General features: G+C 38.9%; 21 protein-coding genes and 1 pseudogene. 7 read left to right on the plus strand and 15 right to left on the minus strand.

The features are described from left to right. Positions 1-23: 23 nt before the first annotated feature. The 5 genes from BVU_RS12895 to BVU_RS12915 are packed head-to-tail and all read right to left on the minus strand — an operon-like array spanning position 24 to position 5,377. Positions 24-1,283, minus strand: coding sequence for a hemolysin family protein (locus BVU_RS12895; RefSeq protein WP_011965646.1), 1,260 nt, complete (start codon positions 1,281-1,283; stop codon positions 24-26). 13 nt (positions 1,284-1,296) lie between these two features. Next, positions 1,297-1,941: an LPS export ABC transporter periplasmic protein LptC gene (gene lptC / locus BVU_RS12900; RefSeq protein WP_005848207.1), complete on the minus strand. Its 645-nt coding sequence runs from the start codon at positions 1,939-1,941 to the stop codon at positions 1,297-1,299. Positions 1,942-1,943: 2 nt separating this feature from the next. After that, a complete protein-coding gene (locus tag BVU_RS12905; protein ID WP_005848206.1) occupies positions 1,944-3,299 on the minus strand; it encodes a tetratricopeptide repeat protein in 1,356 nt (451 codons plus the stop codon). 46 nt (positions 3,300-3,345) lie between these two features. Beyond that, positions 3,346-4,662, minus strand: coding sequence for a membrane protein (locus BVU_RS12910; RefSeq protein WP_008669946.1), 1,317 nt, complete (start codon positions 4,660-4,662; stop codon positions 3,346-3,348). After that, entirely contained in the window at positions 4,649-5,377 is a 729-nt protein-coding gene (locus BVU_RS12915) for a type III pantothenate kinase (RefSeq protein WP_005847258.1), read from the minus strand. The genes BVU_RS12910 and BVU_RS12915 overlap by 14 nt, the downstream gene beginning before the upstream one ends. Before the next feature lie 126 nt (positions 5,378-5,503). On the opposite strand from BVU_RS12915, the gene BVU_RS12920 reads away from it, so the two are divergent. The 5 genes from BVU_RS12920 to BVU_RS12940 all read left to right on the plus strand — a co-directional run bounded on the left by BVU_RS12920 (position 5,504) and on the right by BVU_RS12940 (position 13,286). Continuing rightward, positions 5,504-6,679: an Lnb N-terminal periplasmic domain-containing protein gene (locus tag BVU_RS12920; protein WP_005848203.1), complete on the plus strand. Its 1,176-nt coding sequence runs from the start codon at positions 5,504-5,506 to the stop codon at positions 6,677-6,679. After that, positions 6,676-8,259: an alkaline phosphatase family protein gene (locus BVU_RS12925; RefSeq protein WP_011965647.1), complete on the plus strand. Its 1,584-nt coding sequence runs from the start codon at positions 6,676-6,678 to the stop codon at positions 8,257-8,259. The genes BVU_RS12920 and BVU_RS12925 overlap by 4 nt, the downstream gene beginning before the upstream one ends. Positions 8,260-8,354: 95 nt before the next feature. Next, positions 8,355-11,651 (plus strand): preprotein translocase subunit SecA, encoded by a 3,297-nt coding sequence (gene secA, locus BVU_RS12930; protein ID WP_005848202.1) that lies wholly within the window; start codon positions 8,355-8,357, stop codon positions 11,649-11,651. A gap of 122 nt (positions 11,652-11,773) precedes the next feature. After that, complete coding sequence (locus BVU_RS12935) at positions 11,774-12,766, plus strand: DUF6340 family protein (RefSeq protein ID WP_011965648.1); 993 nt, start codon at positions 11,774-11,776, stop codon at positions 12,764-12,766. Between the two features lie 70 nt (positions 12,767-12,836). Then, entirely contained in the window at positions 12,837-13,286 is a 450-nt protein-coding gene (locus BVU_RS12940) for a hypothetical protein (RefSeq protein ID WP_005847268.1), read from the plus strand. Positions 13,287-13,359: 73 nt separating this feature from the next. Here the strand turns inward: BVU_RS12940 and BVU_RS12945 are convergent, their stop codons facing one another. Next, positions 13,360-13,737 (minus strand): hypothetical protein, encoded by a 378-nt coding sequence (locus tag BVU_RS12945; RefSeq protein ID WP_005848201.1) that lies wholly within the window; start codon positions 13,735-13,737, stop codon positions 13,360-13,362. Continuing rightward, positions 13,734-14,279, minus strand: coding sequence for an RNA polymerase sigma factor (locus BVU_RS12950; protein WP_011965650.1), 546 nt, complete (start codon positions 14,277-14,279; stop codon positions 13,734-13,736). The genes BVU_RS12945 and BVU_RS12950 overlap by 4 nt, the downstream gene beginning before the upstream one ends. Before the next feature lie 144 nt (positions 14,280-14,423). Between BVU_RS12950 and BVU_RS12955 the strand changes: the two genes are divergently transcribed. Beyond that, a complete protein-coding gene (locus BVU_RS12955; protein WP_005847274.1) occupies positions 14,424-14,864 on the plus strand; it encodes a DUF6249 domain-containing protein in 441 nt (146 codons plus the stop codon). A gap of 180 nt (positions 14,865-15,044) precedes the next feature. Here BVU_RS12955 and BVU_RS12960 read toward each other — a convergent pair whose 3' ends face one another. After that, complete coding sequence (locus tag BVU_RS12960; protein WP_005848198.1) at positions 15,045-17,672, minus strand: valine--tRNA ligase; 2,628 nt, start codon at positions 17,670-17,672, stop codon at positions 15,045-15,047. A gap of 110 nt (positions 17,673-17,782) precedes the next feature. Between BVU_RS12960 and mazG the strand changes: the two genes are divergently transcribed. After that, positions 17,783-18,568, plus strand: a complete 786-nt coding sequence (mazG, locus tag BVU_RS12965; RefSeq protein ID WP_005847278.1) for a nucleoside triphosphate pyrophosphohydrolase — start codon at positions 17,783-17,785, stop codon at positions 18,566-18,568. Positions 18,569-18,761: 193 nt separating this feature from the next. Here the strand turns inward: mazG and BVU_RS12970 are convergent. From BVU_RS12970 to BVU_RS13000, 7 genes and pseudogenes are all read right to left on the minus strand, one after another. Continuing rightward, positions 18,762-20,493 (minus strand): annotated as a pseudogene (locus BVU_RS12970) (RagB/SusD family nutrient uptake outer membrane protein). Positions 20,494-20,516: 23 nt separating this feature from the next. Next, positions 20,517-23,678: a SusC/RagA family TonB-linked outer membrane protein gene (locus BVU_RS12975; RefSeq protein ID WP_011965651.1), complete on the minus strand. Its 3,162-nt coding sequence runs from the start codon at positions 23,676-23,678 to the stop codon at positions 20,517-20,519. Positions 23,679-23,951: 273 nt separating this feature from the next. Beyond that, positions 23,952-24,398, minus strand: coding sequence for a hypothetical protein (locus BVU_RS12980; protein ID WP_005847287.1), 447 nt, complete (start codon positions 24,396-24,398; stop codon positions 23,952-23,954). Positions 24,399-24,409: 11 nt separating this feature from the next. After that, the gene (locus BVU_RS12985; protein ID WP_005847289.1) at positions 24,410-24,787 is read right to left on the minus strand and encodes a hypothetical protein; all 378 of its coding nucleotides are present in this window, start codon (positions 24,785-24,787) and stop codon (positions 24,410-24,412) included. Between the two features lie 44 nt (positions 24,788-24,831). Further along, positions 24,832-25,383, minus strand: a complete 552-nt coding sequence (locus BVU_RS12990; RefSeq protein ID WP_011965652.1) for an RNA polymerase sigma factor — start codon at positions 25,381-25,383, stop codon at positions 24,832-24,834. Positions 25,384-25,416: 33 nt separating this feature from the next. Continuing rightward, complete coding sequence (locus BVU_RS12995; RefSeq protein WP_011965653.1) at positions 25,417-26,346, minus strand: ribonuclease Z; 930 nt, start codon at positions 26,344-26,346, stop codon at positions 25,417-25,419. A gap of 70 nt (positions 26,347-26,416) precedes the next feature. Continuing rightward, the gene (locus BVU_RS13000; protein ID WP_005847295.1) at positions 26,417-26,863 is read right to left on the minus strand and encodes a cold-shock protein; all 447 of its coding nucleotides are present in this window, start codon (positions 26,861-26,863) and stop codon (positions 26,417-26,419) included. Between the last annotated feature and the right edge of the window lie 103 nt (positions 26,864-26,966).

Here is a 26,966-nt window from a genome sequence, read left to right on the forward strand (position 1 = left end):
TATTTTATTGTGAAAAAAATCTATTATTCGGTTACTTTCAACTTTACTAATTCAATTTTGGTTGCTGTTACTTTAATTATTTTGAAATGGAATTTATCGAAAGTGATCTCTTCATGTATTTTGGGGAAGCTTTGGTATTGGTGCAGGATGAGTCCACCGATAGTTTGGTAATCATCATTTTCCGGTAGGTCAAGTGAGAACAATTCATTGACTTTTTCGATTTCCAGACGTCCGGAAAGGATGTATTCATTGTCACCGACAGATTTGGCTATGTAAGAAGTCGTGTCATGCTCGTCTTCTATTTCACCGAAAATTTCTTCCACTAAATCTTCTAGCGCCACGATGCCGGATGTACCTCCGAATTCATCGACTACTACAGCTAAGGATTTCTTTTGCTGCATGAATAGTTTCATCAGCTTATGCGCTCCCATCGTTTCGGGAGCAATAGGTAGTTGGCGTACACTCTTAGTCCAGTCGGTCTGTTCACGAAACATTTCAGAAGAATGGATATAACCTATAATATTGTCAATGTTTTCTTTATAGACAATGATTTTACTGATTCCGCTTTCAATGAAGCGGGCTTTTAGTTCTTCTATGGGAGTTCCATATTCTATGGCAACAATTTCGGTTCTGGGTACCATACAATCCCTAATTCTGATATTCGAAAAATCTAGTGCATTTTGGAATATCTTGACTTCGGTGTCTATGTCTTGTTCATTTTGAACATCTTGTATACTGCTTTGAATAAAGTAATCTAGATCGACTTTGGTAAAAGCTTTTTCATTGGCTTCTTTATTTGTTTTAATGCCTATTATGTAAAGTAATATATTGGATATTCCCGAAGCAAACTTGCTGATGGGATAGAGCAAGACATAGCAAATGTAAGTGGGAACTGCAAAAATATTCAGAGTGAAATTGGGATTAATCTTAAATAAGGTTTTAGGAAGGAACTCTCCTGTGACCAAGATGATTAATGTGGAAATAATTGTTTGGATCAGTACTAATAAAAAGTGGTTGTCTATCAATCCTGCCAGCAAGTTTTGTTCAATGACTTGTGCCATCAATATACCGTAAATGACCAAAGCGATGTTGTTCCCTACCAACATGGTAGAGATAAAATTGTTCGGATTATGAAAGAAGATGGAAAGTATACGTGAATTTATGCTTTGGCTGTTACGATCCATTTCAAAACGTAATTTATTGGATGAAACAAAGGCTATTTCCATGCCGGAGAAAAAAGCGGAAAAAGCCATTGTGATAAGAATTTGTATAATAATACCCATAATAGTGAGTGAATTAGCGTATCGAATCAGTTCTGGTGCTATTTGCAACAGCTTTTGTACTGTCTGCTGGTGCTGTATCTTCTACAGTGAAAATACCTGTGTTATTATAAATTTGATATTCTGTCATTTGCTGGTTGGATTCAAATCCATAACCGGTAATGATTTTGTCTTCTTGTTCAATGCGGATAAATTTGTCAGAATAGACCCTTTCCTGTTTTTCATCCCAAAAGAGCAGGTCTGTGTCAAATTTGTCGCCTCTTTGGCTGCGGATATGCACATTGCTTCTCAATTCCCAAAGTTTCTTTTTCTCGTAGTAATAGGCTGTATCGGCTTTTATGCTGGCATCAATATGGAATAGGGAATCAAACTTTTCCAGATAAACTCCTTTTTCAAAAGCCCAATAAGGAGGGTTCTTTTTATCATAAATTTCCCATTCTTCTGTGATAATTTTGTAGCGGGTAATACCGGAATCGGATATAAGGGTAGTAACCCCCAATGTTTTCATGCTAGGCAATGAATCTCTTTCTGTAATGGCTTCCGCCAGATTTTTTTCGCCTCCTGAGCATGCTGGGAATAAAACAAACATAACAGTTGCCCAAATGGCAACTGTTATGTTTAGAAATATAAAGTGTGATTCTTGTTTTTTTTCAGACGACATAATTATCTGATAGTTGTTGTTTCACCAATCCATCCACCGATTGTAACAGAGTCACCTTTCTTCAAGCTGAGGAAGAACAAGTCTGCGTCTTTAGGAGTATGGGCTGCATAAGTACCAATTAGTTTATTTGCTTCTTCAGCAACACTAGGATCTACACTTTTTGCTTTCTGTAATTTGTCGATAACAGCAAAATAAGTACACTTGTTCAATGCGGCTTCATCACTCCAGTTAGGGCTTGATGCATACATATTAGCAATTAAAATGTAAGGCTTACCATTGTTTCCATCCAATGAGATTGACTTCAGCGCATATTGTTTTGCCTTGCTCAACTGTTTTTTGCTGAATAAAATAGCAGCGGTTTTGTATGCATAGTCGGCTTTCTTTAATGGGTCTTGTTCTAAGTTGATAGCCTGATCAAAATAGTCGATACATTTGTCCATATCACCTTTCTTGTAATACATGTATCCGCAACCTACAGCAGTTTCGGCAGTCGGTTCGATGGCATGTGCGGCTTCAGATGCAGCAAAGTAAGCTTCCTGTTCTGTACAGTTTAGCATCTGCATTACAGAAATAACTTGCTTCAGATAATCCAAATTAGTTTTGTTTTGTTCAACTTTCGGAGCATAGATAGCTTGTAGGTTGTCGCAAGTCGCTACACCACTGTTAATGAAAAATGCATCGATATTGTCTTTTGCCACTTTCAATAATTTTTTGTCATTTTCCTTTGTAGCAGCTTTTAAAGCTCCATCAGCAACTCCTGATGCAAACAAGTAATCCTGAATGAATTGTTCTTTGTATGCTTCATCACTCTTCATTTTACGGGCAGCAGCATCCATGAATTCTTGTAATACAAAATAGTCGGAATTTTCTTTTTCAAGTTCAATGGCTTCTTTGAACATGTTGTATGCTTCATTCATGTCCTGTCCACCCATTGTGAAGTAGTCATGTGCCTTCATTCCGATAATTGAACCCTTTGTAGCATCTCTTTTAACCAACTTGTTCAAATCGTCCAGATATTGGATACGCTGGTCGTGAACTTTCATCAGTTCATTGAAGTATTGTTTTTGCTTAGCTGCATCTTTTTCACCGGCTATTAAAGCACGAAGAATTTTTGCACCATTAGTATAAGTACTTACTTGAGCTTTGGGGGCTTCTGTAAATACGCTCATCCAAGGAGTATAGGCGTCCTTGAAATTGTTAGTTTTGACATACTCAGTGTAAATACTGATATTTTTCAAGCATCGGATACTGTCTTCACCATGTCCGAATCTTGATCCGTCTGACGCTCCGGTCTGAGCGAAAGAAGCTGTTGTACCTAAGGAAAGAACGAACAGCGCTGTTACCATCTTCATTTTCATCGTATATAAATTTAGTTGTTGTTATTTATTTGCTTCTCTCCATTTATTAATCCACTTTCCATTTCATGAACCAACGTTCATTGAAAGTGAGCCCGATATTGATTCTCAAATAGTTCTCTTCCATTAATCCTTTAAATTTAGGACTGACTTTAATGTATTGTCCGGAAATGTTCAGCATAGATTTACTTTGGAACATGGGAAGTCCGAAACCTACACTGACGCCATATTCGCGTGCACCGTCTTGAAAACTGGTTGCTCCTGTGTCCGGATCAGTATAGCTTACCTTATTATAAGGAGTTGAATAATAAGCTCCCATACGGTAACGGATACGCTTCAGATAGTTGTGGCTGATATAACTTGGTACGAATTCCGCACCAAAAGCTATTTTTGTGCGGTTATTCATTTCCACACTTTCTTTGTTGAACTTGCTCCAAGTCAGATCGGCTGTATTCCATTTTTGTAAAGTATAGTCAACCCCAATCGTCAGGCGGTTGTCATATACATAAGTAAGACCTGCACCAAATGTATGTGGCATTTTAAACGGGTTGGGAATAGTATCGCCGGTTTGTGACTGTACATAAATGGAACCATTACTTTCCGTACCTGTCTGATGATATTTATATGCATCTCCGTGCAAGGTATGTCCCAGTGTATAAACGGCACCTACATTTATTGTGTTTTTCTTGTTTAACTTATAAGTATACTGTAAACCAAAATCCAATTTATAATCACTGATGGAAAATTTGTCTAATTTGATACTACGTGTATCTGTCGCTCCAATAGCTGTCATGGATTGATGGGTAATGTCTCCATAAAGATATGAAAAATTTGCACCAACAGACAAATTATTAAATACTTTATAACCTAATCCTACAAAAACCTGATGAAAGCCTCCGTCGCCATTATAAGATTCGGCCCACTTTCCGTTATTGTCTACATCCTCAAAATCATGTGTTTTGGAAATGTTGTAACCTACTGTGGAAAATGGAAGAAAACCAACTGTCATTCCCATTTTTTGCCATAGACGGAATTGCATGGCCAAATAGTCAAAACTTGAGTTTTTAGCATTGGTTTTTACATTACCATCCTTGAAGTTCGCATTTTGAAGAGTCATTCCTGCATCGAACAAGAATGTCAATGAATCGATAGCTGTATAAGATGCCGGATTAGACGCGTTGATTTGGTAGCCGTTTCGCAAACCGTATGCTATTCCTCCCATTGCTTTACTGTTACCAAAATTTTGATCAGCTAACTGACCAAAGCCGTAGCGTGTATAGGGAGAATTTGTGCTTGTTTGGGCTACGGCCAGCCCTGTGACTGTGAGTAATATTGACGCACTAATCAGTCTTTTATAATTTATCATTATAGCTTAATATTCTGTTTAAACCTTTCAATACTAAAAATCTATCTGCAAAGATGATACTTTTTAATTTTGTATCAAAAGAAAATTCATCTCCGCCCGTTAAAAAAACCAAAAGCTCCGGATAATTCTTTTGAAGATGGGTGATATAGCCGCTCATTTCAAATTCCATTCCGCGAATGACTCCTGCCCGGATAGCCGTTTCTGTAGATTGTCCATACATCGGAACTTCTCCTTTAGCGCTTACTTTGGGAAGTTTGTCGGTGAATATGTTCAATGCCTTGAAACGCATACGCATTCCTGGAGAAATATTGCCTCCATGATAGGCTCCGTCAGCGTCAATAAAATCGTATGTGACACAGGTTCCTGCGTCAATAACCAGCACATCGTGTCCAGGCTTCAGCCAGTTTGCTGCGACCACAGCTGCTAAACGGTCCATGCCCAGTGTTTGAGGCGTTTTATATAAATTAGTGACGGGAACAGGGGTTTCATGACTTAATTCGATGATGTTAAAAGGCAATCTTTCCAGTTGGTGCCGGATCGTATTGCTTAGTGTTATGACAGAAGCTATGATACCTCGTTTCAACGGGTATCGGGAGCAAAGCATCGGGAGGCAATCTAAAGAATGATTGGAGCCACGAAATACTTCAACTAACTCGCCTTTGTCGAATATAGCCAATTTGGCTACTGAGTTTCCTATGTCGATTATTAAATTCACAACTTTGCTTTTTCGGCTGCAAAGTAACGCAAAAAATAAATAGGAATAGCAATAAAAAATGGTATTTGTGAGGAATTAATTAATATTTAGGTGTACTTTTGCATCGGTAAACAGAGAATGGAATTTATGAATAAATTAATTATAGCATTGATATTGTTATTCTTTTTCTTGGGCCAATCGGTTAGAGGTCAGGAAGATAACATAAAGGTAAGTCTGATGACTTGTGCTCCCGGTACGGAAATATATGCTTTGTTCGGGCATACGGCATTGCGCTATGAGGATAAGGCACGTGGAGAGGACTGGGTGTTTAATTATGGTATGTTCAGCTTTAATACTCCCCATTTTATCTATCGTTTTGTCAAAGGAGAAACTGATTATGAATTGGGCGTAACCCGTTATCCTTATTTTGAAGGCAGTTATGCTATGCGTGGTTCCTCGGTCTATCAGCAGACATTGAATTTGACTATTTCGGAAAAACAGGAACTCAGAAGATTGCTGGAAGAGAATTATCTGCCGGAGAATAGGGTTTACCGTTATAACTTTTTCTATGATAATTGCACTACCCGTGCGCGTGATGTAATAGAAAGGTGTATTGAAGGGAAGGTTGTTTATTCTGAAGGAAAGGAGGGGCTCTCTTTTCGGGATATTGTCCATCAATATACTAAAGGACACAAATGGGATGAGTTGGGCATTGATATGTGTTTGGGCAGTGAAGCTGATAAGCCTATTGATGCGCGTAAGCAGATGTTCGCCCCTTTTTATTTGCTGGAAGCGGCAAAAAAAGCGACTATAGTAGTAGGTGACAGCGTGCGTCCTTTGATTCTGCATGAAAAAAAGGTGGTGGATGCAGAACCGGAGAATGTTGGTGACGGTTTTCCATTGTCACCCCTGGCGTGTGTCTTTATTTTAATAGGAATTACTTGTTTTGTAGGATGGTTGCAGTTTAAAACCAGGAAAATAATCTGGATTTGGGATTTGCTTCTTTTTGGTGTACAAGGGTTAGCGGGGTGTGTCATTACTTTCCTGGTCCTTTTTTCTACTCATCCTACGGTAGGGTCCAATTGGCTTATCCTTTTATTGAATCCTATCCCTTTACTTTACCTTCCGGTCATGGTTTGTCGAGCTATAAAAGGTAAAAAAGACCTCTATCATACAATAAATGTAGCGTATTTAACACTTTTTATAATGATAATGCCGTTTGTACAGCAAAAATTCAATGTAACGGTATTACCTTTGGCACTGTGTTTGTTGATATGTTCTGCAAACCACGTTTTATTATATTACAGACAAAACAATAAATGAAAGGACGCATCTTAACTTCTCTTTTGACTGTTATCGCATTAACAGGGTTGCAGGCACAGAACATTCCTGCGGTTCCCAGGTTGGTGGTCGGATTGACTATTGACCAGTTGCGGACTGATTATATAGAGGCTTTTTCGGCTTTATACGGTGAACGTGGTTTCAAGCGGTTGTGGAGAGAAGGACGGATTTATCGGAATGCCGAATATGACTTTATTAATGTGGATAAGTCATCAGCTGTAGCGGCCATTTATTCTGGCACTACACCTTATACCAACGGAATCGTGGGGGATAACTGGATGGACCGCAGTACTCTGCGAGTTCTTAATTGTGTGGACGATGCTGATTTTATGGGTATTTACACTTCAGAGTCCACTTCTCCGCAGAAAATGAAGGTGTCGACTTTGACAGATGAGTTGGTAATAGCCACACAAGGAATAGCTGAAGTTTATTCTATCGCTCCTACACGTGAAATGGCGGTGTTGGCTGCCGGTCATGCTTCGAAAGGTGCATTCTGGTTGAATGATGAAACAGGAAAATGGAGTGGCAGTACATATTATGGTACATTTCCTGCATGGGTGACTACTTATAATGACCGTGAAGGATTGGATTTCCGTATCGGCAATATGTCGTGGGAGCCTTATTTGCCTGTGACTGTCTATAAATATTTGACTAGCGAGAACAAACAAGTTACGTTCAAGCATAATTTCGATGACGAGCGGAAAAATAAATACCGTAAATTGAAAACAAGCCCTTATGCTAATGATGAGGTAAACCGTTTGGTTAATGCTTGTTTTAGTAATACTTCCATTGGAAAGGATGCTGTTCCGGACTTTTTGTCACTGGCATATTATGCCGGGAATTATGATCATAAGGCTCCTGCAGAACTCCCGATGGAAATGCAGGATACCTATGTACGTCTGGACAACAGTATTGCTGAATTATTGGAATTGATAGACCGGAAGGTTGGTTTGAACAATACTTTATTCTTTATAACCTCTACAGGATATGCTGACGCTGATCCTGTTGATTCTCCTCAATATAAAATACCGGGTGGAGAATTCCATATTGAACGTTGTTCTGCTCTGTTGAACCTTTATTTGGCAGCTATTTACGGTGAAGGACAATGGGTGGAGGCGCATTTTGAGCAGCAAATATACTTGAATCATAAGCTGATAGAGCAGAAACAACTGAATATATCCGAGATATTAAATCGTGCGGCAGAATTCTTGGTACAGTTCAGCGGAGTGAAAGATGTGTATTCTTCACAACGTTTGCAATTGGGAGCGTGGACTCCTACCATTGATAAAATAAAGAATTACTATAACCCGATATGTTCCGGAGACTTATGGATAGAAGTCTTACCAGGCTGGACTGTATTCCGTGAACATTCGCTTGATACGCAGGTGCAACGCTATTCATATGCGTCGGCTCCATTGATTTTCATTGGGAACGGAATGAAACCGGAAATAATCCATGCGCCTATAAAAATAGGCAATATAGCACCCACCGTAGCCCATTACATGCGTATTCGTGCTCCTAATGCAGCCGTTCTGGCACCAATGACAGACATCAGAAAATAATATTAAGGAGAGAAGTGCAAATAAATCAGCATTTTATTGTAACTTTGCACTTTCAAAAGTAATCAAATTAGAAAATAATAAAAACAAAAAATACAATGGGATTTAATGAATTTATTGGCAAATTGTTTGGAAATAAGGCCACTCGTGACATGAAAGAAATCAAGCCATGGGTTGATAAAATAAAGGCTGTTTATCCGGAAATTGCCAAATTGAGCAATGACGAGCTTCGTGCAAAAACAGTAGAATTAAAGAAGTACATTTCTGATTCGGCTGCTGAGGAACAAAAGAAGATAGAAGAATTGAAAGGTACTATCGAAACTACAGAACTGGAAGATCGTGAGGGCATCTTCGCGCAGATAGACAAACTGGAAAAAGAAGTGCTGGAAAAATATGAAAAAGCACTGGATGATGTACTTCCGCAGGCTTTTGCCATTGTAAAAGACACTGCACGCCGTTTCTCTGAAAATCCGGAATTGGTTGTAACCGCTACCGATTTTGACCGTGAATTGGCTGCTCAAGGAAAAGATTTTGTGCGTATTGAGGACGATAAGGCGATTTGGCAGAACCATTGGATTGCTGGTGGTAATGACATGGTATGGAGCATGGTGCATTACGATGTGCAGTTATTCGGTGGTGTAGTGTTACATAAAGGCAAGATTGCCGAAATGGCTACTGGTGAAGGTAAGACGTTGGTAGCCACTTTGCCTGTGTTTTTGAATGCACTGACCGGTAATGGCGTACATGTAGTTACTGTTAATGATTACTTGTCAAAACGTGACTCGGAATGGATGGGGCCATTGTATCAGTTCCATGGATTGAGTGTGGACTGTATTGATAAACACCAGCCCAATTCTGATGCACGCCGCAGAGCTTATATGGCCGATATCACTTTCGGTACGAATAATGAATTCGGTTTCGATTACTTGCGTGACAATATGGCTGTCAGTCCAAAAGACTTGGTGCAGCGTAAACATAATTATGCTATTGTCGATGAGGTGGACTCTGTATTGATTGACGATGCTCGTACTCCGTTGATTATTTCCGGTCCTGTTCCTAAAGGTGAGGATCAGTTGTTTGAGCAACTCCGTCCTTTGGTAGAGCGTCTGTTTGAAGCTCAGAAAAAGTTGGCTACCCAATATTTGGCCGATGCCAAACGCTTGATTGCATCGGATGACAAGAAAGATCAGGAAGAGGGATTTTTGGCATTGTTCCGTAGTCATAAGGCACTGCCCAAAAATAAGCCGTTAATCAAGTTCCTAAGTGAACAAGGTATTAAGGCAGGTATGCTGAAGACCGAGGAAATTTATATGGAACAGAATAACAAGCGTATGCCTGAAGCCACTGATCCATTGTATTTCGTAATTGATGAAAAGCAAAACAGCGTAGATTTGACCGACAAAGGTATCGACCTGATTACAGGAAATGCGGCAGATCCTACTTTATTCGTTTTGCCTGATATTACTTCCCAATTGTCTGCTTTGGAAAATGAGACAGATTTGACAGAAGAAGAAAAACTGGCCAAGAAAGATGAACTGATGACAAATTACGCTATCAAGTCTGAACGCGTACACACTATCAACCAGTTGCTGAAGGCTTATGCCATGTTCGAAAAGGATGACGAATATGTTGTAATCGACGGACAGGTTAAGATTGTTGACGAACAGACAGGACGTATTATGGAAGGCCGTCGTTATTCTGACGGTTTGCATCAGGCTATTGAGGCCAAAGAAGGCGTGAAGGTGGAAGCAGCTACCCAGACCTTTGCTACCATCACTTTACAGAACTATTTCCGTATGTATCATAAATTGTCGGGTATGACCGGTACAGCGGAAACGGAAGCGGGAGAACTTTGGGATATTTATAAATTGGATGTCGTTGTTATTCCGACGAATCGTCCTATTGCCCGTAAAGATATGAATGATCGCGTTTATAAGACAAAACGTGAGAAGTATAAAGCTGTCATCGAAGAGATTGAAGAAATGGTAAAAGAAGGACGTCCTGTTCTGGTAGGTACCACTTCGGTGGAAATCTCTGAAATGTTGAGCAAAATGCTTGCAATGCGCAAGATTGAGCATAATGTGTTGAATGCGAAACTGCATCAAAGAGAGGCGGATATTGTGGCACAGGCAGGTCAGAAGAGTATCGTGACTATTGCTACCAACATGGCAGGTCGTGGTACCGACATTAAGCTGAGTCCGGAAGTGAAAGCTGCGGGCGGTTTGGCTATTATCGGTACGGAACGTCATGAAAGTCGCCGCGTGGACCGTCAGTTGCGTGGTCGTGCCGGTCGTCAAGGGGATCCGGGTTCATCTGTGTTCTTTGTATCATTGGAAGATGATTTGATGCGTTTGTTCTCTTCAGATCGTATTGCCAGTGTAATGGATAAACTTGGCTTCAAAGAAGGTGAGATGATTGAACACAAGATGATTTCAAATTCCATTGAACGTGCTCAGAAGAAAGTGGAAGAAAATAACTTTGGTATTCGTAAACGCTTGCTGGAATATGATGATGTGATGAACAAACAGCGTGTGGCTGTTTATACCAAACGTCGTCATGCCTTGATGGGTGAGCGTATCGGTATGGATATCGTGAATATGATTTGGGATCGTTGCGCTTATGCTGTAGAATTGGGCGACTTTGATAATGTGAAGATGGAAATATTGCAGACATTGGCAATGGAAGTACCATTCACAGAAGAGGAGTACAACAAGATGAGAAAAGAAGATCTTGCTGAGAAAACCTTTGAAGCGGCAATGAACAACTTCAAGCGCAAGACAGACCGTATGGCCCAGATTGCCAATCCCGTTATCAAACAGGTATATGAGATGCAAGGGCATATGTACGAAAACATCATGATTCCTATTACGGATGGCAAACGCTTGTATAATATCTCTGTCAACTTGAAGGCGGCTTATGAAACAGAAGGCAAGGAGATTGTGAAGTCATTTGAGAAGGCGATTCTGCTTCATACTATTGATGATGCATGGAAAGAAAACCTGCGTGAACTGGATGAACTGAAACATTCTGTACAGAATGCTAGCTATGAGCAGAAAGATCCGCTGCTGATCTTTAAGTTGGAATCTGTCAATTTGTTTGACAACATGGTAAATAAGATCAATAACAATACCATTTCTGTATTGATGCGTGGACAAATCCCGGTTCAAGAACCGGAACAAGTTCGTGAAGCTGCTCCCGAACCGCAGGCTCCTCGTCAACAGTATAGAGAGGAAAAGCAGGATTTAAGTGATCCTCACCAGCAAGCTGCTGCCGAACATGACACCCGCGAGGTAAAGCGTGAGCCGGTTCGTGCGGAAAAGACAGTGGGTCGTAACGATCCTTGTCCTTGCGGAAGCGGTAAGAAATATAAGAACTGTCACGGGCAAAATGCGTGATAAATAACGATTATTATAGAAACGTTCGGGTAGAATTTACTACCCGGACGTTTTTTTTATTCCTTTTAACTTACTTCTTACATAAATAAGCGTATTTTTGTTCCCTAAGAAAAAATGATAATATGAAAAGATCCGCCTCATTAATAATTCTAGTTGCCGGGACACTTTTTGCTTCCTGCAGCAGTTTGCAGACCATATCTTTTGACCAGTTACAGGCAGCCGATGTCAGTTTTCCGGATGCTGTGAGAAAAGTGGCTGTGATAAACAATATGCCTGTACTGAAAACTAAAGATAATCATGAAATACTGAGCAGTGAGTTGGAAGGCGATGGTAAAGTGGCATCCGAAGCTTTGGCAGAGAATATTGCCAATGTGAATTATTTCGATCAGGTCATTATCTGTGATTCTGTATTCCGGGCACAGGATAAAGTGCCACGGGTTAATGTCATTCTGACTAAAGAGGAAGTACGGAAACTGAGCGAGGACTTGGGAGTGGATATGATATTGTCTTTTGATCGTATTCATATTCAGACTAAGCCCGGCGTACTGTTCTATCCGGATTTTCCTATGCCTATAGATGCTGTAGATGGAATTATATCTCCGATTGTTAGAGTATATATTCCCAATCGTGATAAACCTTTGTTTGTAGTTGCCAAGCAAGATACCATTTCCTGGGAAATAGAACCAGCTCTTTCTGACCGGAAGATAGTAAAAGAAGCTTCGGAATATGCCGCTTCTATTCCAGTAGAACATCTGTTGCCACATTGGGATGAGGTGGCTCGTTTTTATTACGATGGCGGGAATATTGAAATGCGCGATGCCGGTGTATATCTTCGTGAGAACAATTGGGATGAAGCGTATAGTCAGTGGAAGATAGCCTATGAGAAGAGAAAAGGCCAGCAAAAGATGAAAGCGGCTTTTAATATTGCACTATATTATGAAATAAAGGATAATGTAGAACAGGCCAAGGAATGGTTGGGTAAAGCGAAGAAATTGGTGAAATCAGGCAGCAGGGATGAACAATTGATAGCCTTTTATTCATTGGAGTTAGAGAAAAGAGGGAGTAAGCTATCCCAATTGAGAATACAAATGAAACGTTTTGATGATAATTTTTAGAGAATAAGTGTTGAGAGAAAGATTTTTTTTGTACTTTTGGATATAAATAATATATAAAATTGATTTTGGTATGAAACTCAGTGCACAGTCACATGCTTCTATTGCGTCTTCGCTTCGGGAAGCGGTTGATAAATATATAGCGGATGGAGAGAGAACGGTAGTCACCGATATCCATTTGCAACCTAAGCAGGACAGTGGTGAATTAGTTATTTTTAATGATGATGACGAAGAATTGTCACGTACCATAATTGAAGAGTGGGTGGATTATAGTGAAGATGATTTTTATACAATAGTAGAGCGTATACTTCGTGGGGAGATCAACGCATTGAAAGATACGGGAGTTTTGGATAAGTTAGCTATAATGAAGCCTTATTCTTTTGTTTTGGTTGATGAGGATAGGGAAACTGTAACCGAACTTTTATTGATAGATGATGAAGACACTTTATTGCTGAATGATGAACTTTTAAAGGGTTTGGATGAAGAATTGGATGCATTTTTAAAAGACTTGCTTGAAAAATAGATAAAATAATAGGAGCATCGGGATAGTAAAGTTTCCGATGCTTTTTTATATCATAGGTGAAGAAAATGTTTTTTCAAGAGTGGCGTTTAAAATATTGTTTTCTCATCCATCGGTCAAAAACCATGAATAAGGGTATAGTTATGATGAATAGCAGATAAATGAGAGGAATTTGTATTTTTAAAACATGACTGCCAGCAAGAAATGCATGATACATAGTTTCCTTAATGTGCTTTCCAAAATAAATATACAGACCGATGCTGCCGCTTATTATTAAGAATAGAGAAGCAGCAATAGTAGCTAGTAACATCTTTCTCTCCTGTTTCTTTTCACGTAAGAGTATAGCTTCCTCTACTTTCTGCATGGTGCGGAAAGTAAAATTGGAGGTCAGCCGGAATTGGGGCTGTTCTTTTACAGCCTTCATTAATCCTTTATCTTTTTGTTTCTCGTTCATTCTGCTTCTGTTATGAGTATATATAATTTTTTTCTTATTCGATGCAATTTTACTTTTGCATTGCTTTCCGTCAGTCCCAGGATAAGAGCGATTTCACCGATAGTTTTCTCTTCATTATAAAATAGGGAAATCAAGGCGCGTTCTTCTGCATCCAGTTTCTTGATGGCCTTATTGAGTTTTCCTACCTGCTCCTCGCTTTCATCATTCAGGGCATCGTCTATTTGCTGGTCGGATATATTCATTAACATGGCACTGTCCATAACAATTAACTCTTGTTTTCTTTTTCTGGTTGCCGATATGGCGGTGTTATATGCAATGCGGTATATCCATGTAGAGAAACTACTCTCTGCTTTAAACGACGAAAGATGTTCAAAGGCTTTCAAGAACGTATCCTGGGTCAACTCTTCCGCATCCTCCTGATTCTCCACGATGCGTATAATCAAGATAAATACTTGCTGACTGTATTTATCCAAGAAGTATTCGTAGAGAGAAGTTTCTCCTTTTAATATCCTATGAATAATATGTGTTTCGTCGTTTTCCATTTTGTCTATTAGACGCAGGGCTGGGAGAGAGGTTACATAAAAAGAGAAAATATTTTTTTCTTTCTCAAAAGTGTAACCTCTTTGGCTACGCAGCGTCTAATGAATACAAAGGAACAAAATTAATAACTTAAATACGAATAAATTATGGGTTACATTACCGGTTGGATTGTTGTAGGTATCATTACATTAGGAATCTACAAATTATTTGAACTTTTTGTTGGTAAGAAAGAGCGTCTTACTATGATAGAAAAATTGGGAGACAAGTTAGATCCTTCCATGTTGGGGAACAGGCTTAGCCTGCCTCTTCCTGTAGGAACTCCTTTCATGTCATCTTCCCCGATTTCTTTCTCGGCCTTGAAATTTGGCTGTTTGTTGCTGGGTATGGGACTAGGGTTGTTGACTGGTTATATTATTTGTGCAACCACGGTTCCCGATTATTTCACAGAGCGTAATTGGCGCATGAGCGAGTTAACTTCATTGATTTATGGTGCAAATGTCTTGCTTTTTGGTGGTTTGGGCTTGGTAGTTGCTTTTATAGTAGAATTGAAAATTTCTCAGAAAAACAGGAAAGATCATACCCGTTGAATAATGAAAGACAATTAGAAAAAAGAAAGAGATGTGTCAAAATTTGAAGTAATTATCAAAACTATCCGAGCTTTGCAGCAAGACAATAGCAGAATTACTTTTGACACATCTCTTTATTAAAAAAGAAGTGATGACCGCTTTACATAGAATGTTGCAATCTCTGTAAAGCGGTATATTTTTTTATTTTTTCAAAGCAGCAATACTTTCTTTTAAAGAAGCTATTTTGCTTTCTGCATCAGCCTGTTTCTTACGTTCCATATCAATAACGTTGGCTGGTGCTTTGCTGACAAATTTTTCATTGCTTAATTTTTTCAATACACTTTGCAAAAAGCCTTCCTGATATTTTAAATCAGCCTCCAGTTTTGCCAGTTCTTCTTCTGTGTTGATTAAATTGCCCAATGGTATGGCATATTCAGTGGTACCTACCATAAATGAGCCGGAGCCGTCAGCTTTATTCTCTACGGCTTCGATAGAAGAGAGGTTACACAATTTAGTAATAACAGGATTGAATGTAGCTACTGGATTTACACCTACTACTTGCAACTCCAAAGTTTCTTTCTGTGCAATGTTTTTCTGTAAACGAATAGTACGGATACCACCGATTACTTCTTTCACTACTTCAAATTCTTTGACGATAATCTCATTACAAGCAGTCGGAATGTTCAATTGCTGGACCATCAGGCTTTCCCCTTCTTTGCGGTCATATATATGTTGCCATAACTCTTCGGTAATGAAAGGCATGAACGGATGCAGCAACTTCAGCAAGTTATCAAAGAAGCCTAAAGTTTTTTCATAGGTCGCTTTGTCAATGGGTTGTCCGTATGCCGGCTTGATCATTTCCAGATACCAGCTTGAGAATTCGTCCCAGAATAATTTGTATACAGCCATCAGTGCTTCGCTCAAACGATATTTGCCGAATAAGTCAGCTACTTCTGCAGCTGTTTTTGCCAACATGGATTCAAACCATTCAGTGGCCAGTCTTGCATATTCGGGCTGTGCAATATCGGCAACTTCCCAACCTTTCACCAAGCGGAATGCATTCCATATTTTGTTATTGAAGTTACGTCCTTGTTCACATAACGCATCATCAAATAAAATATCGTTTCCTGCGGGAGCGGCAAGCATCATACCCATTCGCACGCCATCGGCACCATACTTGTCAATTAGTTCCAACGGGTCGGGTGAATTGCCCAAAGACTTTGACATCTTACGTCCCAGTTTGTCGCGTACGATACCAGTGAAATAAACGTTTTTGAACGGCATATCACCTTTATATTCATATCCTGCCATAATCATTCGTGCCACCCAGAAGAAAATGATATCCGGTCCTGTAACCAAGTCACTAGTAGGATAATAGTAGTTTATTTCTTCATTATTAGGATTATTGATACCGTTAAATAAAGAAATGGGCCACAGCCATGAAGAGAACCAAGTGTCCAGACAGTCATCGTCTTGACGTAAATCTTCCATTTTCAGATTGGTATTACCGGTTTTTTCTTGTGCCAACTTCAAAGCTTCTTCCGCTGTTTCGGCTACTACATAACCGCCTTCGGGCAGAAAGTATGCCGGAATGCGATGTCCCCACCAAAGCTGGCGGCTGATACACCAGTCTTTGATATTTTCCAGCCAGTTTTTGTAGGTGTTCTTGTATTTGGCAGGATAGAATTTCAGTTCATCATTCATTACAGGAGGCAATGCCATGTCTGCAAAATGTTGCATCTTCAAGAACCACTGCATGGACAGTTTCGGTTCGATGGCTACATTGGTACGTTCCGAGAAACCTACCTTATTAGTATAAGCTTCTACCTTTTCCAGCAATCCGGCAGCTTGCAAGTCTTGTTCAATCTGTTTACGTACATCAAAACGGTCCATACCTACATACAGTCCGGCAGCTTCGCTCAATGTTCCGTTATCATTGAAGATATCAATGCTTGGCAAGTTATATTTTTCGCCAAGCATATAGTCATTCACATCATGGGCGGGTGTTACTTTCAGACATCCTGTACCAAATTCAATGTCTACGTAGTCGTCTTCGATAACCGGAATGATACGGTTTACCAGTGGTACAATTACCTTTTTGCCTTTCAGCCATTGGTTTTTCGGGTCATTGGGATTGATACACATGGCAGTATCTCCCATAATTGTTTCGGGACGAGTGGTAGCAACTACCGCATAGCGTCCTTCAGCATCACCTTCTACTTTGTAACGGAGATAATACAGTTTGCTGTGTTCTTCCTTATAAATAACTTCTTCATCACTGAGAGCTGTCAGTGCTTTTGGGTCCCAGTTTACCATGCGTACACCGCGATAGATCAAACCTTTGTTGTAAAGGTCTACGAATACTTTGATGACACTTTCGCTACGTTCTTCGTCCATGGTGAATGCTGTACGGTCCCAATCGCAGGATGCACCTAGTTTGCGCAGCTGTTTCAGGATAATACCTCCATGTTCTTCAGTCCATGCCCAGGCATGTTTCAGGAATTCGTCACGGCTAAGGTCAGTTTTCTTTATACCTTGTCCGGCCAGTTTGTTCACCACTTTGGCTTCTGTGGCAATGGAAGCATGGTCGGTTCCCGGCACCCAGCAGGCATTCTTGCCTTCCATGCGGGCACGGCGTACTAATATATCCTGAATGGTATTGTTTAGCATGTGTCCCATATGGAGTACTCCGGTTACGTTGGGTGGTGGAATGACGACTGTGTAAGGTTCACGTCCGTCGGGTTTTGAACTAAAGAGTTTGTTGTCCAGCCAATACTGATACCATTTTCCTTCCACGTCAGCGGGATTGTACTTACTTGCTAATTCCATTTTATATTTTATTTATTTAATTGATTATCGCATAATTGAGTGCAAAATTAATAAAAGTCGTTGGATTATTATGTACTTTTGCACTACAAAATGATATTAATAAACTGATTATGCATACAAGAAAAGAACAAATGGAAGCATTTGGCCGCTTCCTCGATATTTTAGACGAGTTGCGAGAGAAGTGTCCTTGGGATCGGAAACAGACGAATGAAAGTCTGCGTCCTAATACGATTGAAGAAACTTACGAACTTTGTGATGCTTTGATGAAGGATGACAAGAAGGATATCTGTAAAGAGTTGGGTGATGTGTTGTTGCATGTGGCCTTTTATGCAAAGATAGGTAGTGAAACAGGAGATTTTGATATCAAGGATGTGTGTGACTGTCTTTGTGAGAAGCTGATTTTCCGTCATCCTCATGTTTTTGGCGAAGTGAAAGCCGAGACTGCCGAGAAGGTGACTGAAAATTGGGAACAGTTGAAGATGAAGGAAAAGGATGGTAACAAAATGGTTTTGAGTGGAGTACCTTCTGCTTTGCCTTCGCTAATCAAGGCATACCGCATTCAGGATAAGGCCCGCAACGTGGGATTTGATTGGGAGGAGCGTTCGCAGGTTTGGACTAAAGTAAAAGAGGAGATCGGCGAGTTTGAAGCTGAGGTGGAGAACATGGATAAGGAGAAGGCGGAAGCGGAATTCGGTGATGTAATGTTCAGTCTTATAAACGCGGCCCGCCTTTACAAGATTAATCCGGATAATGCATTGGAACTCACTAACCAGAAGTTTATCCGTCGTTTCAATTACTTAGAGGAACACACCATCAAACAGGGAAAGAACTTGAAGGATATGACTTTGGAAGAGATGGATGCTATATGGAATGAGGCTAAAAAGGAAGAAAAATAGTAGGGTTGGAATTGTTTTTTATGATGTGTGCTATTTTTGTCTTGCTTGTTTTTCTGTTTTAATCAATAAAGGGTATTGTATTTATTCTAGGTAATTTAATGTATGGTGATATCAAATTGTGTTCTATAAGAATGAGGGGCTGTCTTTTTTATGACAGCTCCCCATTCTTTATGAAATAAGTTTTATATGAATTTTATTCTACCCATTCTTTGATGGCTTGTGAAGGATCAGGATTTAAAACAGCACCTTTGTTGAATACATTTTCATAAAGACTGATAAAGATATTCATCCAGGGCGCACAGTAGCCTTCTATTGAATTAAATCGATATCCGATAGGAGCATTAGTACCCGGATAACCACGAACAACTTGTAACTCTAACCGTTTGTAATCCCAAAAGATGATCCCTTCACCCCAGAATTCAATACGTTTCTGTTCAACAACCTTCTTTTGAAACTCTTTTAGATCATTTACTTTACATGTATAGCTACCCACAGAAGTATTATAACGAAATGTGTTTACGAAATCTTCTAATTTAGAAATACCGGCTGCTAATCCTTGGCTCATTCCTATTGCTTCGGCTTCGATTAAATACATTTCCTCTATACGCATTAACGGATAGTCAACGGCAGCTCCGATTGTATAATCGTTCATTTCTCCATTTTTAGGTCGGAATTTGATACCTGTATATGGAGGCATATCAGCGAAATCATCATCGGTCAACAAAGTTCTATATTTAGTTCCGGGAGCTTTGTGTGCATCTTCAGGAGCAATCCAAGTTGTTTTTCGCCAGTCTGCATTTGGTATTTGATCGAACAATTTTTTGCCGATAAGCTTGTATCCTTGCCATTTTCGGTTACCGTAACCGAAAGTTTGTTCAGGACACATGCTTCCGGCAAAGTTGAGCCAATAGCTATGTACATCCTCGGTAGTCATGATGGATCCCCATACCCATGAATTGGTTAGTACACTGTTGAAGCCGGTAGTATAGCTGTCTCCACCAAACCATTCCTTTTCAGTCAGAGGCATTGCTCCGCTTTCGTTAATGACTTTGCGTGCGTATTCGGCTGCTTTAGTGAAACAAGTTTCTTTTGATGCAATGTTTAAATCTGTATTGTTGTTTAGGGTGTTGAGATCTTCAGGGTAAAGTTCGAAACGAGATCCCATTTCCAGCCACATACGTGCCATCAGACCATGGACAACTGGGGTACAGGGCAAGTTTTTGGTTGGGCGTTGATAATCACTCAAAAGCTCCTCAGCTGAGGCTAGGTCATCTAATATGAATTTGTATACGGCATAGAAGGGAGCACGTGGATTATTACGCCCTTCTTCTTCTGTGGTTTCAGCGGTAATAATAGGTACGGTTATGCCATATAAATTTTTACTGGCTGCTTCTGCATCTAATTTCTCTACTCCTGTTTTTTTTATATTCATACATTCGGACTAAGTCCATGTATATCATGGCTCTATAAGATAGGCATATACCTTTATAATACTTGTTTTCGGGTGCATCATCTGCTTTTTCTAAAGCACTCAGTGCATTATTTACATTATTCAGAAACTTGTAGTTATAATACCAAATGGTATTGACAACATCGGCATCACCCAAATCATTACATACTCCATAAGTATCAAAAAAGTCAAATTTGGGTTCGTGGCAGAAGAAGTCTTCGCATGCACTTTCTCTGATTAAATTATATCCACTATATCCAAAATCATGATAAAATTGTGGACCGTAACTTCTAAATGCATTAATAAATGCGACTACTGAATTTACCATTGCGCTGATAGCTTGGTCAGATTTTCCTATTTGGTCTATGGTAGCTGTGCTACTTTCTGGAAATACCTCTTCGATACAACTGTTTAAGCTTAATGCTGATGACAGACATGCAGCAATCATTAGTTTGGTAATATATTTCTTTTTCATATTCTTGATTGTTTATGTGTTGATTAGAATTGTAAACTTAGACCGGCGGAGAATGCGCGTACGGCTGAATATTCTCCGGATGAATCTTTATTTCCGTTCCATGTTACGCGTGAATCGAAACCTTTTCTTTTTGACCAATAATAAACATTGTCACAGGCCACATAAATGCGCAGATTAGTTAGATATAGACTTCTAAGTGTTTTTTTGCTGAAAGTATATCCTAATTGAATGTTTTGAATACTTATGGAAGATGCATTAGTTAGAAACCTGTCGGATGTTTTTACACTGTACAGGTCATTGAATTGCCATTGTGGAATATCACTTTGAGTATTCTCCGGGCTCCATGCTTTATAAATATCTTTGTGAACATTGTATCCTAAATGAGTTGAAGTAGGAGGTGACATTAATGCTTGGTAACCATAGTCGTATGCCTGACCTCCTATACTGTAGTTTATTTGTGTAGAGAAATCAAAACCATAAAATGAAAGAGAGGTATTGATACCACCGTATAGGTCTGGAACAGCGTCACCACATAAGTATAGATCAGCTTGAGAATAGGTTGTTGTTGTTTTCATCTCACCGGTTTGCTTATCTGTATAATACCATTGTGGTTTGCCTTCTTCGGACACACCTGCATATTTTTGAACATAGTTAGTATACATTGGAAGTCCTTCTCCGTAATAATACAGACCGTTTACATAACCGGCATGTCCATCTATAATGTCTGTTTTTTTACTTTCTGCAAGACGGCTGATCTTATTTCTATAATGTGTTGCATTAAAGCCAATATTCCATGTTACGTTTCTAGTCTTGACTGGTATATATTTTAAATCAATTTCAACACCTTTGTTATTCATGTCACCAATATTGTCATAATAGCCTGAGTACCCTAATGATAAAGGTACAGAAAAACGGTTAAGCATATCAGTTGTTCTGCGATTGAAATATTCTATGCTGCCACTTAATCTGCCTTTTAATAGTTCGAATTCTATACCTAAATTTATATTTGTATTGGTTTCCCAGGTAATATTTTTATTTCCTTTTCTGGAAAAACCTAATGATAACTCATTATTGCTGTTATTGATATTGTAAGTATCTACATATAAGAAATCGTCTATTCTGTCATTACCCTGTTGACCTACAGAAAACTTTAGTTTTAATAAATCGAGCCATTTAATGTCATCCAACCATTTTTCTTTGGTAAGAATCCAAGCAGTTCCCACAGAGTAGAAATTACCCCAGCGATTATCCGGGTGAAAGCGGGAAGAGGCATCGCGCCGGTAAGAAAGTTGGAAAAAATATTTGCCGTCATAGTCGTACATACCTCGGAATAAATATCCTTCAGTATTGTATTTACTCTTATAGGATGACTCATCGTTGGTACCACTGATGGCACCGTTTAATTCTTGATTCTGAAAAAAAGAGAACATACTGTTTTTGGCTGCGTATAATTCTTCATAAACGTTATTAAAGCTTTCATGACCTGCCATCAATGAAACGTTATGTAATCCGAAGCTATGATTATAATTTAATATTTGTTGTAGGTTGAGGGTTGTTCGACGCCAATGCTGGACATTGATGCTTCCATTCAAAGAATTTGCTGTTCCATAAAAAGGATTTAAAGCATTTTTGTACCGGCTGTCACGTATCGAAGTGCCTGCATTGAATGTGAATTTGAAGTCTTTCAGGAAATTAACATCTATAAATGCGTCTCCATTCAAAGTATTTGCAGAGGTGTTATATGTATCGAGCTGACTTAATTTTATTCCGTTAGAGTTCGGGTTGATAGGACGGTTTAGAGGACCTTGGTTGGATACTCCGAAATCGTACATGTCACCATTTTTATCCTGCATGATCTTACCATTTGTATCACGTAGGTAAAGTGGATATATGGGAGCTGTATTGAAAGCTTGGCTAAAACCGCCAGCGGCTGAATTCTGTATTGAATGTGTATAACTGATGTTGGCGCCAAATCTCATCCACGGTTTAGCCTGATATGTGGTTTTCAAACGACCGGTGATACGGCTATAATCAGACCCTTCTGCTATACCGTCTTCATCTAAATATCCAAAAGAAGCATAGATTTGTGCTTTATCACTTCCGCCTGAAATATTGACGTTGTATTCTTGGCGTAATGCTGTATGATATACAGCATCGACCCAATTGTCGGGAGTGAGATAATAACCGTTTACTATCCGTCCTAATTTTGCATTAGGATTAAGAAGACCGTTTTTACCAATCAGATATTCTCCTTCAGGATATGAATATACGTTGTAGGATAAACCACCGGTTTGACTGTTGGTTCCTATCATATTAGTATTTGCGCTGACATATGCTTGGTCAGGAGTTTGTCCTTGGGCATTTAAATAATAATTGTATAATGCTTTATAGTGTGCTTGATAATATTCTCCTGGATCTTTTATGTAGTCATATTCTATTTCACCACGGGTATTGGCACTCCATTTAGCGTCTACTGTGATTTTTGCATCGCCTGCTTTAGCTGATTTTGTTGTTATAATTATGACACCGTTAGCACCTCGAGCACCATAAAGAGCTGTGGATGCTGCATCTTTTAGTACAGAAATAGATTCTACATCTGCTGGATTGATGTTATTCCATCCTCCTTCGTATGGCATACCGTCTAATACGATGAGGGGATCTGTTTTTGCGCTCATTGAACTGATGCCACGTATCAGAATGCTTGGAGTTTCTCCAGGCTGCCCATTTGTCATTGTCATTTGTAGGCCTGCCACTTGTCCAGATAAACTTTCTATGACATTAGTAACCGGACGTTTAGTTATTTGTTCTGTATGAATCATTTTTGCAGATCCTGTAAAAGCTGATTTTTTTGCAGTACCATAAGCAACTACCAAAACTTCTTCCATCACTTCTGTTGTTGAAGTCATAACAATTTTCATTTCCGGCTTGATGGTTACTTCTTGGGTTTCCATTCCAATGAAAGAAACAATAATTGTTTTGTTGGTAGGTGAGATGTTTGTAAGTGTGAACTGACCATTGATGTCGGTGATTGTTCCATTGGTTGTTCCTTTTACCAATACGGAAGCTCCGATTACCGGTTCGTTGTTTTCGCTTGAGATAACGGTTCCTTTCACTGTTACCTGTGCTTGTGCATGGCTTATTCCTACGAATAAGCATACGAATAGTAGTAATAGTGTCTTTTTCATAATGTTTGTAATAGATTTGTGAGTTTATGGTTTGTACAAACCTAGGAATAAAATCTAATAAATCAAAATATTTTCGATGACAAATGTTTAAAAATAAAAGTATATTCTAATCAATGTAATAAAAACTTAAACAAGCAAGAAAATTAACTTGTTTTTATAAAAGAAACATCTTAATCATTTTGTCGTTCCGCTGAACTTTTTACATACAAAAATCCCCAAATCTAAGTTGATTGATAGATTTGGGGAAAAAGTTGGAAATATCTCTTGTTGCTTTTATTTTTTTTGAGATTGGTGCATAATTTTTAAGATATCACGGTGGAATTTAATCTCTGCACGTTGTAACTTATATATTTTCTTGGGAGATAAGATTTTTTTAAAGCGCTGTAGATATTCCAAATCCAATTTATCGGCTTCAATCCTTGCTTTGACAATACCTTCTATAATTTGTTCGTATTCGGCATCGGTTGTTTTAGGATTTTTGCCTTTGCGTGCTTGCTCCCATGCTTTATCATTTACTGTTTTTTTACGGTCTTGTAATTCGAAGTAGATAGGGAAGAATTTAGTGGCCTCTTCTTGCGTTATTTCTGCTTTTTGCGTGAGATATGCTTCTTGTCTAGCTCTGAATTCTTCTTTGGTGAAACCAGGTTTCTTTTTGTCTTGCGCCTGTAGCGAAATGCTTATATATAAAGTGATAAGCAAGGTTGCCAGTCTTTGTATCATGTGGTTATTATTTAATTATACATATCTGAATTTGCATCTGTCAAGTATTGATAGAGCGTATAATCATCCATCATGGAATGATCTAAAATCGTTTCAATATATTCGTCTGAGAATTGTTCAGTTTCCGCTGCTGTAAAAATAGGAGTGTCTTGTTTAGGGGGACCTACAACAACTCTGACGCTGAACATCAATCCACAAAACATAGCTGCCATATATATCCAAGGCTTGATACGTTGCCAAGTAGTTATTGTTTCTTGCGGAGCAGAAGTTTGTTCCTTCTCCGGCAATTTATTCATCAACTCTTTTGAGAAGTTGTCGAAATAACCTTCGGGTACCATGAATGGATTTTTTGTCCCGCATTTTTTTAATAGTTCATCTTCTTCCTTCATAGTGGTTCTCCTTTCTTTGTTAGATACATTTCTTTTAAAAAGGTTTAAAGGCATTCTTTTAAAAAGTTCTCTATTTTTTTCACTGCATGGTGGTAGGAGGCTTTCAGTGCCCCTATACTTGTTCCTAATATTTCAGACATGTCTTCATATTTCATTTCTTGAAAGTATTTTAAATTGAATACTATACGCTGCTTTTCAGGGAGCGTCAGTAATGCTTTTTGAAATAATATTTGAGTTTCATCTCCATTAAAATATGTATTACTTTCCAGTTTGTTCACCATATCTGCATCAGCGTCGTCTATGGATAATTGGTTGGTGGCACGTTGTTTATTTAAAAAGGTCAAGCATTCATTCAAAGCTATGCGGTAAAGCCAGGTCGACATTTTGGCTTCGGCACGAAAATACTCTAGATTAGTCCATGCTTTGATAAATGTATTCTGTAACAGATCATTGGCATCTTCATGAGAAAGTACCATCCGGCGTATCTGCCAATATAGCTGTTCGCTGTATTCGTTGACAATACATTCGAAGGCTTCTTTTTGTCGTGCCGGGTCCTGTAATAACGCTATTATTTCTTTCTCATTATAAGTGTTCATGTTCCTATTTTTAAATTAGATATCCGGTTTATGTTATGGTTTAATGGATTCTATTGAAATTTTTAATGTTTCCCGTGCAAGTAGAGTGTTAGGAAAAATATCCGATGCTTCCTGTAACAATATGCTTTCATCTTCGTAGCGGGCTGAAAAATGTCCTATAAGAAGTTGTTTTACTTTTGCGGTACGGGCGATTTCTCCAGCTTGCGAAGCAGTTGTGTGAAAGGTTTCTTTCGCACGGGCTTGTTCGCTTTGTGCAAAGGTGGCTTCATGAAATAACAGGTCCACTCCGTATATTTGTTCTATGATATGTGGCAAATAAATAGTATCTGAACAATAGGCATATCGGCGGGGAAGGGCAGAAGGGATAGTCAATTTGTTGTTTGGTACTATTTTTCCGTCCGGTAATGTGTAATCGGCGCCATTCTTTATCCGGTTGAGTTCGTATACGGGGATTTCATAAAAGTCAATCATGTCGCGACGAATATGGGCGGGGATCTGTTTCTCTGAAAAGAGGAATCCGCATGTTGGTATCCGATGACGTAAGGGAATTGTTTCTATGGTTAGCGAACGGTCATCATAAATTATTTCAGCTTTGCCCGGATCAAAAGTTTGGAAAACGACTTTGTAACTCATACCTTTGCAAAAAAAGTCGAGTTGTGGAGTAAGAAGACGTTCTAATTCTGCGTGACAGTGAATATAGAGTGTGGCTGTCCTTCCCAGCATACCGAAAGTTGATATCAGTCCCATTAGTCCGAAACAATGATCACCGTGCAAATGTGAAATGAATATATGGTTTAGCCGGGTGAATTTCAGTTTTGATTTGCGTAATTGCATCTGTGCTCCTTCACCACAGTCTATCATAAATAGTTTTTCACGGATATTTACGACTTGTGATGTTGCAAAATGCCGTGTGGTCGGCAATGCTGACCCGCATCCTAATATATGTACTTCAAATTTCTCCATCGTTACAAAGATACTATCTTTTTTGAATGGAAAATAAAAAATGCCGTAAAAACGGCATTATAGGATTGAACTATTTCTTAAGTTTTATTTTCACAGCATTCATGCCACGTGACCCTTTTTCCAGTTCAAAAGTCACGATGTTATTTTCTATGATATTATCTATCAGTCCACTAATATGAAAGAAGTATTTCTCTGCATTCTTCAAATCTTTTACAAATCCATATCCTTTGGATACATTGAAGTGTTCTATTCTTCCTTCATGTACTAGTTCTATCGGTTCTTCAGTTCTACGAGGAGTTGAAACTTCAATGGTGGACATATCCACTTCTTGTGGTTTATTATTAGGAGTGGGAGGAGTATCGGTTATCATACCGTTCTCGTCTACATAGGCAATCATATCTTCAAAGGAAGATGTGCCGTTACTTTTTCTTTCTTCTTTTTTTTGCTGTTTTGCTAAACGCTTTTCTTGTTTTTTCTTTTCTAGATCTCGTTTGGTAAATGAAATAGGTTTCGCCATTTGATTCTTTTTAAATTAGTAATATACAGTTCGGCCTGCTACGGGGAAGTGTATGGAATTAATAGTGAGGTAATAAGAAAACGGGGGAGAAGTCGTTATGAAA

It is taken from the genome of Phocaeicola vulgatus ATCC 8482 (assembly GCF_000012825.1).
GTDB classification, from domain to species: Bacteria; Bacteroidota; Bacteroidia; order Bacteroidales; family Bacteroidaceae; genus Phocaeicola; species Phocaeicola vulgatus.